Raw genomic sequence first — 13,787 nt, forward strand, 5'->3', positions numbered from 1 at the left:
CAAAATCAAAGGTCAAAGTGACGGCGGAAGCGCGGGTCTAATTTGTCGGTTTTCTTTTGGTTGCAGGTGCTGCAGAGGGTTTGCAAGTTGCTGATGTCGTTGCTGCCGCCGCGCGCTAGGGGGATGATATGATCGATCGTCAGTTGGGTTTCTAGTTTGGTTTGGCCGCAGCTTTGGCACTGGTATTTATTGCGAGTAAATACATATTTTCTGACTTCTGGGGGAATCGGGATTCTAGGGGTTTTAGACATGATGATTTTTAACCGCAGATGAACGCGAATTAACGCGGATGTTTGATGGATTAGCTGGGTGAGTTTTCTTGATTGAGAAGTTGGCGGCGCAAATCATCGAGGGGGGATTCTGGTTGGCTAGTTTCTGACTCGTTGTTTTCTGGTGTTTCTTCTACTTCGGGTTCGTCGGGGCAAAACTCTATAGTGACATTGAGTTTGAGCTTAATCTTTCCTTTCTTCCAGCCCTGAGCACCCACTCTGAGAATTTCACAATCTATACCTTTACCAAACCAGTTTTCATAAGCAACATATCGATGAGTCTTTGAACCTACATCAATATTTAGTTGCTTTTGGCTTAACAACTGAATGAGTGTCTGTCCCAACCCATTTTCCGGCAAAACTTGATTTACTGTTTCCTTCAATTTTCCTACTTTAAGCATTGCGTTACCAAAAGATAAAGCATCATCATTACCGCAGTTGTGCAAATCAAATTTATCTTCCATATTCTTGCCAGCCTCGCGTAAGTCCTATTTAATCTACTACACTTTCTAATTCCAAAGCTACCATCAAACAGCGATTAACGTGGTTTATTGCCTCATTTGAAAGAGAACCCAGTTTCCGGGTAATCATTGACTTGTTAAGGGTAAAAATAGACTCGCACCTAACTACAGACTCAACTCTAATACCAGCTAATACAATTTCATCTCCTGTTATCAAATATTGAGCGGCAGTCAAAGGGCGAGTTGTCTTAGAAGTACAAGGTACAACCATCACGTCGTCAAGAATTTGGTTGAAATTATCTGCCGAAATTATCACAGCCGGACGCAGTTTAAACTGTGTTAGCTGAGTAGAAGGCATTGGCACTTGAGCCAACACTACATCACCGCGTCGTAAGTTCATCGGCAAATATTTCGTCATAAATGTCATTTTCCGCACTCAGCCAATCTTGATAAGCTTGGGATACAAGCATCGGCTGAATAGGTTCTTTTCCACTTTTCAAGAACAGCGCTAGGTTGAGAAGTGTTGCTAACTTATCATCGGGAAGTTGCTCGATTATTGTTAGAAGTTTTTGGCGAATGTTCATAGGATTAAAGTCGCTCTTTGTTGGCTATTATATCACAATAAACACAGTAAAGAAACCAGGTGAATATAATTCACCCGGATTTCAATTATTCACCATCCCCCGAAACGCTATCATTCTGTCCAATTACAGGCAACAAATGCTCGTGCAACTTCATCGCCTGCAAACAACTATTGATTCCAGAAACCGCCCGATCGTACTCTTGAATCTTTTGCTCATTCTCAGCTTGCCGCCGCAGATTCCCAGCAATCTTTTCCTCCGCCTCCTGTGCCAAAGTTTGCTCCAAATAATCGCGGGCTTGACTGTATTGCTGCAAAATATCATCAGCTTGCTTGTGGGCCAGCGGCAACAAATGCTCTTTCAGCGTTTGGTTGACAGTTTGGCGGAAAGTTTGCCGAATAGTTCTCGATACTTTTGGCTCAAAATCTAGCCGCAATAATTGTCGAATTGCCGGTTGGGCATCTACCATGTTTTCGCAGTCGAAACCTTGAGAAGTTTGCTGCAAAGTTTCCCGGAATTGATAAATTGAAAATGTGCCTTCGTCGTAAAAACGGGGACTTTCTCGCACGTAGCGATCGCACTCAACGCCCGCCGCATTTACCAAAGCATCAGAAACCCGCTTTGATAACTCCTCTAACTGCTGTTCAATTCCCCCGTCGTTCCCCAACAACCGATAGAGTAATCGATAGTATTCCGACTTGCGAACGCTATCTTTCAAATACTGAAAATAATTATCAACCAGTGACTTAGTAGCCTCTACTAAAATATCTTCCAACTGATTGGCTAAATAGTAAAGTGCCTCAACTAAAACAGCAATTAAAGGTGCTGTCGCATTGCGGGGATGATTCCGCAAAGTGCGTCCGTAAGCCGCCTCAACAGAAAATCCGTCTAACAATTCATCCAAGCGCCGGATCATCCGAGATTGCAGTTGCCGAAAGTCTATATCGAAAATATCGCATTTATTCATAATCATTTCATTGACTTCTTCGGCGATATGTTCCCGAAAATCCTGTCCGACTTGCTGCAACTCTTGATTTAGTCGCAAAAGTTCCTGTGCTTTCATTGCTTCAATTTCGCGGGGCTGGCTGTCCAAGTTCCGCTGAATTGTTTGGTAATGTTTCCGCAGTTGAATGCACAAGTCTTCTAAGTCGTCAGCTAAATTTTTGAACAGTTGCGGGCGTTTTTCTTCTGTGAGGTAACGGGTGATTGCTGTGCGAAAATCTTCGATACCGCTATCTTGAATTAATTGAGAAATTAATGGTTGTCCTTGTTCTGCCAGAATCCGCACGTAGTTTTCATTTGGTGTTTCGTAACTGTTAACTGAAATGCGAAATTTGCTCGGAGACAACTTGCCGGAATTCGCACAGTAGCGATTAAATTCACTAACAAATTGCGGAGTTTCTTCACTATTACCGAGCAATTCTGAATCTAATTTATCATCTCCAGAAACTCGCCCTTGACTGCTGGCAAAGATTGTATTTAAACCAAAGCGATCGCGCCCTGTTGTCCCTCGAATCAAACTCCCGTAAAATCCCAACAATCCGCTAGTTTTGTAAACTCTGGCAGTATCGCGAAAGTCGGAATTAATCAGATTTTCTAAGCGCTGTCGCAGTTGAGTGTTGTACCAAGTATCGTCGATGCGGTTGAAAATGTAAAAAAGCCGATCGCGAATTCCCGGATTTCCCCGTGTTTTTTCCATCAACTCGGTTTCTTCCGTCGTCATTTCCCCAGACGAAGCCGCTTTCAAAACACAGACAACAGCCGAAGTATCGGGGCTTTCAATCTTATCATAAGTCAATTCTGCATCCCGCTGCACCGGCGCATCAATTCCCGGCGTATCGATAATAATATTGCCATCTTGCAGCAGCGGATGATAACAGTAATATTCAACTCGCTTGAGTACAGCACTGTTGCTACCGCGACGGGCATAGCTAGCAGCTTCCTTGAGATTGGAAAAGTTAAACTGTTCCATTGAGTAGGTAGCGTTTTCGAGAGTTTGGATGCGATCGCGATTTGCCTCAAAACCTTCTAACAGCAGCATCAAAGCCTTAGCTTTTTTTGCTACCTCGGATTTATTTTCGCCGCCTTCCGTTTCAATAATTATGTTACATCCCTGAGACAACAGCGACACTACATCTGTTTGATTAATATTAAGTTCAGTAGCTAAACCTAACTGATGGCAAAGCACAGAAGCTTGCTGACTAATCTCAAACTCGCTCAAAAAAGTGAGAACAACGCGCTCTTTTTCCGGCTCAGCAAAGGCGATATAACATTCCGTACCTGTCGCGTGTCCTTCAGCACTGTAGAGCAATTCTCGCTCCAGCAAAGCATTAATCAGCATCGATTTTCCCGCACTGAAAGCGCCAGCAAACACAATTTCAAACTCAGGAGAAATTGCCTTTTTCAGAGAAGCTTGTACCGCCGTGATATCTTGTTGTCGCAAAGATGATTCCTGACGCAGCAGTTGCAGTAAAGAGTCAACTTGCTCTTGCAGATTGTTGCATTGAGGTGGCATTTGAGTCATCGCTGCAGACTGCTCCTGATTGTGGGAAAATTACCTTATTATTAATTCTCTGCTAGTTCAGGAATAATCACAACAGTAATTTTACTTATGCGATTCAGGATTGCTGAAAGTGCGATCCTCTTCGAGGGCTGCGCTAACGGCTATTCTGGCGACAAATCCTATCGTTTACGGTTGTTTCGGAATTATTAAACCGCAGAGGCCGCAGAGGGCGCTGAGTTAGAGAAGAGAGAGAGGAATAAGAGGAATAATTGGTATACCCACGGATTTGATATCATCTATTTACAGCCAAGTGGCTAAATGTGATATGTCAGTAAAATTTAGCCAAGCATCTCCTAATTTTTCGTACACAATTAGTAGTAAGGCACGCATTATTGCGCCCCTACAAAATTAAACTGGCACCTTGCTTACTCTACATTAAACCGATAAATCCTGACGCGGTTTAAAAGACTCAACCTGCCGCAACTTTTCGTATAATTCCCGTTCCTCTTCAGTAATTTCTTTGGGAATTAACACCTGAATTTCTACCAATTGATCGCCCCGATCGCCATTTCCCGTCGGATAGCCCTTGTTAGCCAGCCGCAACCGCTTTCCAGACGTTACTCCCGGTGGCAATTTCATCTTTACCAAGCCGTCCAGCGTCGGTACTTCAATATCTCCGCCTAACACCGCTTCGCTGGGAGTCAGTGGCAATTCGCAGCAAACATCCGACATTTCCAATCGAAAAAATTGATGGGGAGAAACCGTGATTTTCAAATATAAATCTCCGCCGCCAATACCTTGATTTCGCAAGCGAATCCGCTGGCCTGATACCATAGCAGGAGGCAGATTTACCTCGATAGCTCGCCCGTCTTCCAAACGAATTCGCTCGGTACCGCCCGAATAAGCCCTTTCCAAAGGCAGAGTTAGCCTAGCCTCGATGTCTCTTCTCGTTTCGCGCTCGACTGTTTCCCTAATTTCCCGTCGCATTTCGCGATCGGCTATATCCCTTCTGATTTCGCGATCGACTATCTCCCGTCGCATTTCGCGATCGACTGTTTCCCGTCGCATTTCGCGATCGTCTGTTTCCCGTCGCATTTCGCGATCGTCTGTTTCTCGTCGCATTTCGCGATCGTCTGTTTCTCGTCGCATTTCGCGATCGTCGAAATCCCTTCTCGGTGGGCGAGAATTAGCAACATAACTCGTTTTCTTAGAAGCCGTACTCCACGGTTCAGAGGAGGCTACTCCCGCTGTATCATTAGCTGTCGCCATCCTCACTTCCCGGCGCCTTCCGAGCACTTGGTCGAGAAATTTGTTAAAATCCGAGTAATCACTAAAATCGACATCCTCGGCCGGTTTTTTGCGGGTAGTTTTACCATTTCCCCAAGTTTTGAAATTGGGAAGTCGCACCCCTTGCTTTCCTTGAAATCCCTTTTGTTTCCAGAATTTACTAAACTGATCGTATTGAGCGCGCTTGTCTAGATCGGAAAGAATATCATAAGCTTCATTAATATCCTTAAACCTATCTTCAGCAGATTTATCACCTGGATTTACGTCAGGGTGCAACTGTCTGGCTAGCCGTCGATAAGCTTTTTTTATCTCATCAGCCGTGGCATCTTTGGGCACTCCCAAAATTAGATAGTAATTGCGAAAATTCTGCATAGTTGGAGAAGGAAGAGGGAAGTTCGGCAACGGATTCTGTAACGGATGTAACGGATGTCAGGAAGAAGGATGAGGTTTTATCCTTGTAGTTTGTTGATTGTACCGATCGTTAATCGTGTGAGTTCATCTGCTTCTTTTATAACTGGTGAGATTTTTTCGGGTGCTGCTAACCCTACTCTTTCAGAAATAACTAGATAAGTATCCAGTTCTCTGAGCGAACGGAGAGCTATTCGCAACTATCGAATATACTCTTGTCTAGTAACACGCCCATATCCCTCCGCAATGTTAGCGGGTACTGATACAGATGCACGGCGAATTTGACTGGTAATACCATAAATTTCAGACGTATGAAAAGATTTAGTTAATTCGTAGCAAACTTGACAAAGATAAATACTCCGCTGCCAGATGTATTGTTCTCTATGGGTCATACAACATAATTTTCTCCTTACTTATCATAGTAATCTTTATTTAATTCAAAGAAGTCTAGTGTAGGAGAGAAGAAAGAAAGGATCTGAGAAGAATTAGGAAAAGATCGGTCACAAATTCTCTGCTGAAAATCCGTTATTTTCCTTCTTCCTTCTTCCCTCTTCCTTCTTCCTTCTTCCTTCAATTACAGCCAATCGTCGTCATCATCCCAATCGTCGCTTTGATTTTGATAAGGGCGAGTGGGGCGATTAGCACTGCTTCTACGATCGCCCATACGATCGCCCATACGATCGCCCATACGATCGTAGGGTCGATCGTAGGGTCGATCGTAGGGTCGATCGGGAATTGGATCGACAGTCGATCGCCTGTACGGCTTAGGATTGGTATAATAGCTGCTGTCATCGCTGCGCCGCTTGGTACTGTCGCCCGTAAAAGTCCGCTTCACAGACTCAAAGAAATCGTCATCATCGTCATCCATCGCAAACGCGGAAACTTCCCGGCTCAAATCGTAAAGAGCATCCTGCAAATCCGAACCAACTTGGTCAACTCCCCGCTCATCATTGCGTTCCAAACTGTCTCGCAATTCGCGAATTAAAGTTTCAATTCGCTGGCGGGTTCTTTGAGCAAACTGCATTCCGCGATCGAGCGCAACTTCCCGCAACTGCCGCTCGGCTTGATAAGCTAAAGCTTCAGCGCGATTGCGTTTTTCCACCTTTTCCCGCTGCAACTTATCGGCTTGAGCAAATTGTTCCGCATCGCGAATCATTTGATTCACTTCCTGCTGAGTCAGCGTCGAAGCACCTTGCACAGTAATGCTTTGTTCCCTGCCGGTAGTTTTGTCCAAAGCAGTCACCAACAGCATCCCGTTAGCGTCAATATCAAAAGCTACTTGCACCTGCGGAATCCCTCGCGGTGCCGGCGGAATTCCAGTTAGTTTAAACCGTCCCAAAGACTTATTATCTCTGCCTAATTCCCGTTCCCCTTGGATCACGTGAATTTCTACCACAGTTTGGTTGTTTTCAGCAGTCGAAAAAATGTCCGATCGCCTGACGGGAATAGTAGTATTCCGAGGAATCAGTTTTTTCATCACCCCGCCGATCGTTTCCAAACCCAGCGACAGCGGCGTCACATCCAACAGCAGCACATCGCGGACATCCCCACCCAAAATACCCGCCTGAATTGCCGCACCCACCGCCACAACTTCATCGGGATTCACATTTTGATTCGGTTCTCGATCTATCAAACTGCGAACCACTTCCTGCACCAAAGGAATGCGAGTCGAACCGCCGACTAGCACAACTTCATCAATGCGAGAAGGACTCAAATTTGCATCCGCCAAAGCTTGTTTGACTGGTCGCCGCAGCCGCTGCACCAAATCTGTGCACAGCCCCTCAAATTGACCGCGAGTCAGCCGCGTTTCCAGATGCAAAGGCCCATCTTCGTTCGCATCGATAAACGGCAAATTAATCTCGGTGACACCGACTCCCGACAGTTCAATCTTGGCTTTTTCTGCCGCTTCGATCAAGCGCTGCAAAGCTTGCCGATTCCGTCGCAAATCTATTCCTTCTTTTTCTAAGAATTGATCTGCCAACCAGTCAACTATTTTGGAGTCAAAATCATTGCCACCTAATTGAGTGTCGCCGCTAGTTGCTTTAACTTCAAATACTCCGTCTCCCACGTCTAAAATCGACACATCAAAAGTACCGCCGCCCAAATCAAACACTAAAATAGTTTGACTTTCTCGCCTCTCCAAACCGTAAGCCAAAGAAGCCGCTGTCGGCTCATTTAAAATCCGTTTGACCTCAAGTCCCGCAATTCGTCCCGCATCCCGCGTCGCCTGTCGCTGGGAGTCGTTGAAATAAGCGGGAACAGTAATTACAGCCCCCGTTACCTCTTGTCCGAGATAGCGGCTGGCTTCATCGGCCAGTTTCCGCAAAACCATCGCCGAAATTTCCTCTGGGGCAAAATCTTTTTTCAGGCGGGGACACTTGATTTTAATGTTCCCGTTTTCGTCCCGGCGAGTTGTGTAAGGGACGCGCTTTGATTCTGGAGTCAGTTCGGTATATTTGCGTCCGATGTACCGCTTGACGGCGTAAAAGGTGTTTTGCGGGTTGAGAACAGTCTGGCGTCTGGCCATCTGTCCCACAAGGCGTTCTCCTTCCTTTGTGAAAGCGACTACCGAGGGAGTTGTCCGCATCCCTTCTGCATTGGCAATCACAACCGGTTTGCCGCCTTCCATGACGGCTACTACTGAGTTTGTTGTTCCGAGGTCAATGCCAACTACTTTACCCATGCGTCAGTTGTCTCCTGTGGCGTTGTGTGTAGCCTTTTCAATATAAGCGTTAAGTATGATTGCATTTATTGTACCGCGTCGAGAAGCGGGGGCTGCAGGGGGATTGCCTCACCTGCGGTTCAGGTTGCTGGGATTGGCTGGGTTGCGATCGCTCCGCTGGTGGATGCCAGATCCTGCGAGGAGTAGGAGTGTCAACTTGGGAAAGCAGTGTATGTTCATCTTTTGACAGCCAAAAAAATTTCAGAATAGATTAACTAATGCGTTTTGCTAAACTAAAAGCAGCTAGCAGGATTGTTGAGCAAACAGGAACATACAAATATGACTGTCAACTCTGTTCAGAATTCAGAATCCTCTCAAGAACACTCGCTCGTTGACGTGCAGCATACAAGCTGCTGCATTGTGGGAGGTGGGCCTGCAGGTGCTGTTTTAGCATTACTTTTAGCGCGGCAAAACATTCCAGTCATGCTGCTAGAAGTACACAAAGATTTCGATCGAGAATTTCGCGGCGATACGCTGCATCCGTCAGTAATGGAAATTATGGAGCAATTGGGTTTAGCAGAAAAATTGCTGGAATTGCCCCATACAAAAATGCGCCAACTCACCATCCAAGCTGCTGGAAATACCGCCACGCTCGTAGATTTGTCCGGTCTCAAAACCAAGTATCCTTACATCACTATCCTTCCCCAAGTCAAGTTTCTCGAATTCATCATTGCCGAAGCACAGCGCTACCCCAGCTTTCAGTTAGTAATGGGAGCTAATGTCCAAGAAACGATTGTAGAAAATGGGGTTGTGTGCGGCATTCGCTACCGGGGACGCGGGGGATGGCATGAAGTGCGATCGACCCTCACAGTCGGTGCAGACGGTCGCTTTTCCCGCCTTCGCCAATTAGCAGGTTTTGAACCGATTAAAACTTCCCCGCCGATGGATGTCCTGTGGTTTCGTTTGCCGCGCAGTGCCGATGATGTCAAAGATTCCGGCGTGGGAGGTCGAGCTGTTGGAGGTCATTTATTAGTCACGATCGACCGCTTGGATTATTGGCAACTCGGTTACATTATTCTGAAAGGCAGCTATCAGAAATTGCGCGAATCAGGAATAGAAGCTTTGCAAAAATCTGTTGCTGAATTAGCACCAGAATTTGCAGATAGAGTCGAGCAACTGAAAGATTGGTCGCAAATTTCTTTTCTGTCCGTTGAATCCAGTCGCCTTCCCCGCTGGTATCGTCCGGGTTTGCTCTTAATTGGGGATGCCGCTCACGTCATGTCGCCCGTAGGCGGTGTGGGAATTAACTATGCTATTCAAGATGCTGTCGTCGCGGCTAATGTACTCAGCGCCTCCCTGAAAAACGATCGCGTGCATCTGTGGGATTTGGCAGAGGTGCAGCGACAGCGGGAGTTACCCACACGCATCATTCAAGCATTTCAGTCGTTTGTACAGGAGCAAATTATTAAAGGGGCATTAAATAGCGATCGACCGTTTACACCGCCACCTTTTTTGCAGTTACCAATTTTGCGAAATATTCCAGCGCGATTAATTGGTTTTGGATTAACTAGGGTTCGGCTGCGAAATTAATGAGAGACACCTATACTTAAGTTATACCTATCATCAACATAGAGGTAGCCTGAATGACCGGATTAGAAGTATTGCAGTCAGTTGAGTTTCTCAAGATAAAAGGCAAACAAGTTGCTGTCTTAGATCTCGAAACTTGGCAAGCAATCATCGAATGGTTAGAGACTTTAGAAGATTTACAAATTGCCAAAAAAGCATTAAATGAGTTAAAAGCTGCTGGTGGAAATCGCGATCGTGCCGGTTGGCCTAAATGGGAAGCAGTTAAAGATAAGTGGGATGAAGATTGAGGTTATTACAAGTAGGAATTACGCACGGGTTTCAGAAACCAGTTTTTTTTATTAAAATTTTTCGCACCCACAGATTCGGTAAAAAAACCGGTTTCTTTGGCAGAATCGATTTTAGAGGAAAGCGATGATTGAAAAACTTACTCCCGAACAAGAAAACTTAATCCTAGTTTATGATGAAAAGTGGAGGAAACTTATATATTCTACTGCACCTATCGATCGCGAAAAAGCAGCAAAAGCAGTTAAACAAGCTTACCTTGGAATTGATGAAAAAGAACCGGAAATTATTTTTTGCAGCAGCCCCTATGAAGGTGCTAATCTTGTTCTTGGCTACGAGCGAGCGATTAATCAGCTATACGAAGAATTCGGAGTCAACCTTGTTGACAGATTTAATGAGGAAGTGTACGATCGTGCTTGGTCCAACTTCAACGCACAGATTTCCGAAGAGGTATATTGCCAGATTAACCTAGAATTTTGGACTCATATTGATGATTTTTTTCGAGATATGTTAGACGAAAAATTGTATCAAAACCAAGACTCTTTAGCTGTAGATGCTTATAGCTATATCGATCCTATATTATGGGCAGAAGTTTGTGCATTTTGTGACTTCTTTGTTTCCGTATTAAAGTGCAATCCTAATGGTATTAACTGGCAAGCACTGCTATTTTTTACAACTCAATGCGGCTGGATATTTCCCTATGAAAAAGTTTGTATTGTGTGCGATCGCCCCCGCATCTTCTCTTTCGACTCCCAACACCGCCTCCACGCCGAAGGAGGGCCCGCAATTCAATTTTCTGACGGATACAGCATCTATTCCTATCACGGCGTCACCTTACCGGAAAAATACGGAAAACTGCACCCCCATGAATGGCAATCTCAATGGGTTTTAGAGGAAGAAAACGCGGAAATCAGGCGAGTGCTAATTCAAGGAATTGGTTACGATCGCATAGCCCGCGAATTAGCAGCCGTTGAATTAGATACTTGGCAAGAATACACGTTATTAAAAATTGATACAAAGGTTGACGTGGAGCCGATTTATCTGTTAAAGATGACTTGTCCCAGCACCGGATTTATTCACGCTTTGCGAGTCCCGCCCGATATCAACTCAGCCAGAGAAGCGATTAAATGGGTGAATTGGGGAGTCGATTATGAGGATTTTTCAGTACAAACTTGAATTGCAACAAACAGTAAAACTTTACAATGGCGATCTGGAACTGCGATCGATCCTATTGAAGCTAAAATCAAACAACAACCCCAAATAAATCTATGGGACTCTTTGATAAGATTCGCGGCGAATTTGTCGATATCATCGAATGGTTGGACAATACCAGCGACACCATTGCCTATCGATTCGAGCGTCACCAAAACGAAATTAAACAAGGTGCTAAACTAACTGTACGGCCAGGACAAATAGCAGTCTTTGTCAGCGAAGGCCAAGTTGCCGATGTCTTCGATCCGGGAATGTACGAACTGTACACCCGCAACTTACCCCTTCTGAGCACCTTAAAAGGTTGGCCCTACGGTTTCAACTCTCCCTTTAAAGCAGAAGTCTACTTTTTTAACACCAAAATATTTACCAACCTGAGATGGGGAACCTCTAACCCTGTAATTATCCGCGATCCAGAACTCGGTCCAGTGCGAATGCGGGCTTTTGGCACATACAACATTAAAGTTTCTCATCCAGAACAACTCTTAAAACAACTAATCAGCACTGACGGACTATTTCAAGTAGATGAAATCACCGATCAACTCCGCAATACAATAGTCAGTGCCTTTGCCAATTGGGTTGGCAATTCCCGCGTTCCCCTGCTGGACTTTGCAGCCAACTACACCCACATGGGCGAACAGGTGCGAGTTGCCATAGAGCCAAGTATCCAGCAGTTTGGGTTAGAGTTAACTCAGCTATTAATAGAAAATATCTCGATGCCGCCTGAAGTTGAAGAAGCACTCGACAAACGAGCCTCAATCGGACTTCTGGGAAATATGCAGCAATATACCCAATATCAAGCTGCTAACGCCATAGAAGCATCAGCAAATAACCCTAGCGGCGGCAATCAAGCATTAGAATTTGGCATGGGAATAGCCCTAGGTCAGCAAATGACAAATATGATGCAGCCGCCAGCATCGCAAACTCCGCCGCCACCTCCCCCGCCAACACAAACTCAGTGGTATATTGCCCAAAACGGTCAACAATCAGGCCCTTTTGGATTGGATCAACTTCTGCAAAATGGTTTGACACATCAGGTAATGGTGTGGCGTGCGGGATTTGACGGCTGGAAGTTAGCATCGCAAGTGCCAGAATTAGCATCTTTGTTGGCGACAGTACCGCCACCTCCCCCGCCAGCAGCAGCCTAAAATTTTGCATATTTAGTTAATTGGTAATTGGTAATTGGTATGGTTTCCCGATTACCGATTAGCAATTACATCACCACTTAACCATTATGAATACTTCTGAACCTGCTGTTAAACGTTTTCCCTGTCCTAGCTGCGGGGCTTATTTAGAGTTCAACCCCCAAGCAGGAAAGCTCAAGTGTGCTTACTGCGGCTGGGAAGATGCAATTGCCCAAACTGCTGAAGAGGTAAAGGAAAATTCTTACGAACAATATCTCCAACTCGATCGCACGACGCTGACAACTTTATCAACAACAGCCCTTGAAGTAAAATGCAATGATTGCGGAGCAAGTGTTTCTTTTGAACCGCCGAAAGTAGCGGGTAAATGCCCATTTTGTGCTTCTCCAATTGTGACGCAGCCTGCAAAGGCTAGCCCTAGCGTGCACCCAGAGGGAATTGTACCCTTTGAAGTTAGTGATAAACAGGCCAGAGAAAGCATTCAGAAGTGGCTAAGCAATCGCTGGTTTGCCCCCTCTGCTTTGAAATCCCTAGCCCAACAGGAGAAAATTCAAGGGGTTTATTTGCCGTTTTGGACTTACGACACTTATACGGTTAGTTACTATAGGGGCGATCGCGGAGAACACTACTACGTAACTGAAACTTATACGGAAACAAACTCGCAGGGCGAAACAGAAACTAAAACTCGCCAAGTGCAACATACCAGGTGGTGGCCTGCTTCTGGCAGAGTCGATCGCTCTTTTGACGATATTCTGATTCCGGCTACAACTTCAGTCGATCGCCCCCGTCTGGATGCGTTAGAACCTTGGCATCTCAAGGAGTCGCTGCGCGCTTACAATTCATCTTATTTAGCTGGGTTTGAAGCGCAGCGATCGCAAGTTTCTCTCGATCAAGGATTTGAATCTGCTAAAAATGTCATGGCCGGTACTATTCACTCGGATGTTTGTAGGAATATTGGTGGCGACGAGCAGCGGGTTCACAGCATTTCTACTGATTACAATGCTATCACTTTTAAACATATTTTGCTACCTGTGTGGCTATGTGCCTATCGCTATCAAAACCAGCGATATCAAGTAATGGTTAATGCTCGCACCGCTGAAGTTCAAGGCGAACGTCCCTACAGTGTTTGGAAGATTACTGCTGCTGTTGTTAGCGGTGTCGTGCTTGCGGGTGTTATGTACCTATTGTTTACTGGTAATTGGAAATATATCCGTGTTCCCGGTCTCCCTCAACCGCAACCTCAACCAACTTCCTTACCTGTACCGAGCCAAAAATTACCGCCAGCGCCTGTTCCCTCTACCGCACCTGTACCGAGCCAAAAATTACCAACAGCGCCTGTTCCCTCTGCTAATTAGTTCATTCTTCATTTTTTATTGAAACGAAGTACAACCGCATC

Annotated in this window: 13 protein-coding genes and 1 pseudogene; 6 read left to right on the top strand and 8 right to left on the bottom strand. The window is 45.3% G+C overall.

Annotation, left to right across the window (positions count from 1 at the left end):
• Positions 1-5: 5 nt before the first annotated feature.
• The 8 genes and pseudogenes from QUA33_RS04665 to dnaK all read right to left on the bottom strand — a co-directional run bounded on the left by QUA33_RS04665 (position 6) and on the right by dnaK (position 8,192).
• Positions 6-251: an HNH endonuclease gene (locus tag QUA33_RS04665; RefSeq protein ID WP_333146872.1), complete on the bottom strand. Its 246-nt coding sequence runs from the start codon at positions 249-251 to the stop codon at positions 6-8.
• Positions 252-301: 50 nt separating this feature from the next.
• Positions 302-733 carry a KGK domain-containing protein gene (locus QUA33_RS04670; RefSeq protein WP_333146874.1) on the bottom strand — a complete coding sequence of 144 codons (432 nt, stop codon included), beginning with the start codon at positions 731-733 and terminating at the stop codon, positions 302-304.
• A 28-nt stretch (positions 734-761) separates the two neighbouring features.
• Entirely contained in the window at positions 762-1,130 is a 369-nt protein-coding gene (locus QUA33_RS04675) for a type II toxin-antitoxin system PemK/MazF family toxin (RefSeq protein WP_333146876.1), read from the bottom strand.
• Positions 1,111-1,314, bottom strand: coding sequence for a hypothetical protein (locus tag QUA33_RS04680; protein WP_333146879.1), 204 nt, complete (start codon positions 1,312-1,314; stop codon positions 1,111-1,113). The genes QUA33_RS04675 and QUA33_RS04680 overlap by 20 nt, the downstream gene beginning before the upstream one ends.
• Before the next feature lie 85 nt (positions 1,315-1,399).
• Positions 1,400-3,835 (bottom strand): dynamin-like GTPase family protein, encoded by a 2,436-nt coding sequence (locus QUA33_RS04685; RefSeq protein ID WP_333146881.1) that lies wholly within the window; start codon positions 3,833-3,835, stop codon positions 1,400-1,402.
• Positions 3,836-4,249: 414 nt separating this feature from the next.
• Complete coding sequence (locus tag QUA33_RS04690; RefSeq protein ID WP_333146882.1) at positions 4,250-5,473, bottom strand: DnaJ C-terminal domain-containing protein; 1,224 nt, start codon at positions 5,471-5,473, stop codon at positions 4,250-4,252.
• A 77-nt stretch (positions 5,474-5,550) separates the two neighbouring features.
• A pseudogene (locus tag QUA33_RS04695) lies at positions 5,551-5,901 on the bottom strand (four helix bundle protein).
• 182 nt (positions 5,902-6,083) lie between these two features.
• Entirely contained in the window at positions 6,084-8,192 is a 2,109-nt protein-coding gene (dnaK, locus tag QUA33_RS04700; protein WP_333146883.1) for a molecular chaperone DnaK, read from the bottom strand.
• Positions 8,193-8,247: 55 nt separating this feature from the next.
• Here dnaK and QUA33_RS04705 point away from each other — a divergent pair, with 55 nt between their 5' ends.
• The 6 genes from QUA33_RS04705 to QUA33_RS04730 all read left to right on the top strand — a co-directional run bounded on the left by QUA33_RS04705 (position 8,248) and on the right by QUA33_RS04730 (position 13,746).
• Positions 8,248-8,418 carry a hypothetical protein gene (locus tag QUA33_RS04705; protein ID WP_333146885.1) on the top strand — a complete coding sequence of 57 codons (171 nt, stop codon included), beginning with the start codon at positions 8,248-8,250 and terminating at the stop codon, positions 8,416-8,418.
• A 92-nt stretch (positions 8,419-8,510) separates the two neighbouring features.
• Positions 8,511-9,761 carry an FAD-dependent oxidoreductase gene (locus tag QUA33_RS04710; protein WP_333146887.1) on the top strand — a complete coding sequence of 417 codons (1,251 nt, stop codon included), beginning with the start codon at positions 8,511-8,513 and terminating at the stop codon, positions 9,759-9,761.
• A 53-nt stretch (positions 9,762-9,814) separates the two neighbouring features.
• On the top strand, positions 9,815-10,045 hold the full coding sequence (locus QUA33_RS04715) for a hypothetical protein (protein WP_333146889.1): 231 nt from the start codon (positions 9,815-9,817) through the stop codon (positions 10,043-10,045).
• 124 nt (positions 10,046-10,169) lie between these two features.
• Entirely contained in the window at positions 10,170-11,216 is a 1,047-nt protein-coding gene (locus tag QUA33_RS04720; RefSeq protein WP_333146891.1) for a DUF6745 domain-containing protein, read from the top strand.
• 92 nt (positions 11,217-11,308) lie between these two features.
• Positions 11,309-12,397: an SPFH domain-containing protein gene (locus QUA33_RS04725; protein ID WP_333146893.1), complete on the top strand. Its 1,089-nt coding sequence runs from the start codon at positions 11,309-11,311 to the stop codon at positions 12,395-12,397.
• Positions 12,398-12,483: 86 nt separating this feature from the next.
• The gene (locus QUA33_RS04730) at positions 12,484-13,746 is read left to right on the top strand and encodes a hypothetical protein (protein ID WP_333146895.1); all 1,263 of its coding nucleotides are present in this window, start codon (positions 12,484-12,486) and stop codon (positions 13,744-13,746) included.
• The last annotated feature ends 41 nt before the right edge of the window (positions 13,747-13,787 follow it).

This window comes from Microcoleus sp. Pol14D4, from assembly GCF_036701245.1.
Classification (GTDB): Bacteria; Cyanobacteriota; Cyanobacteriia; order Cyanobacteriales; family Microcoleaceae; genus Microcoleus.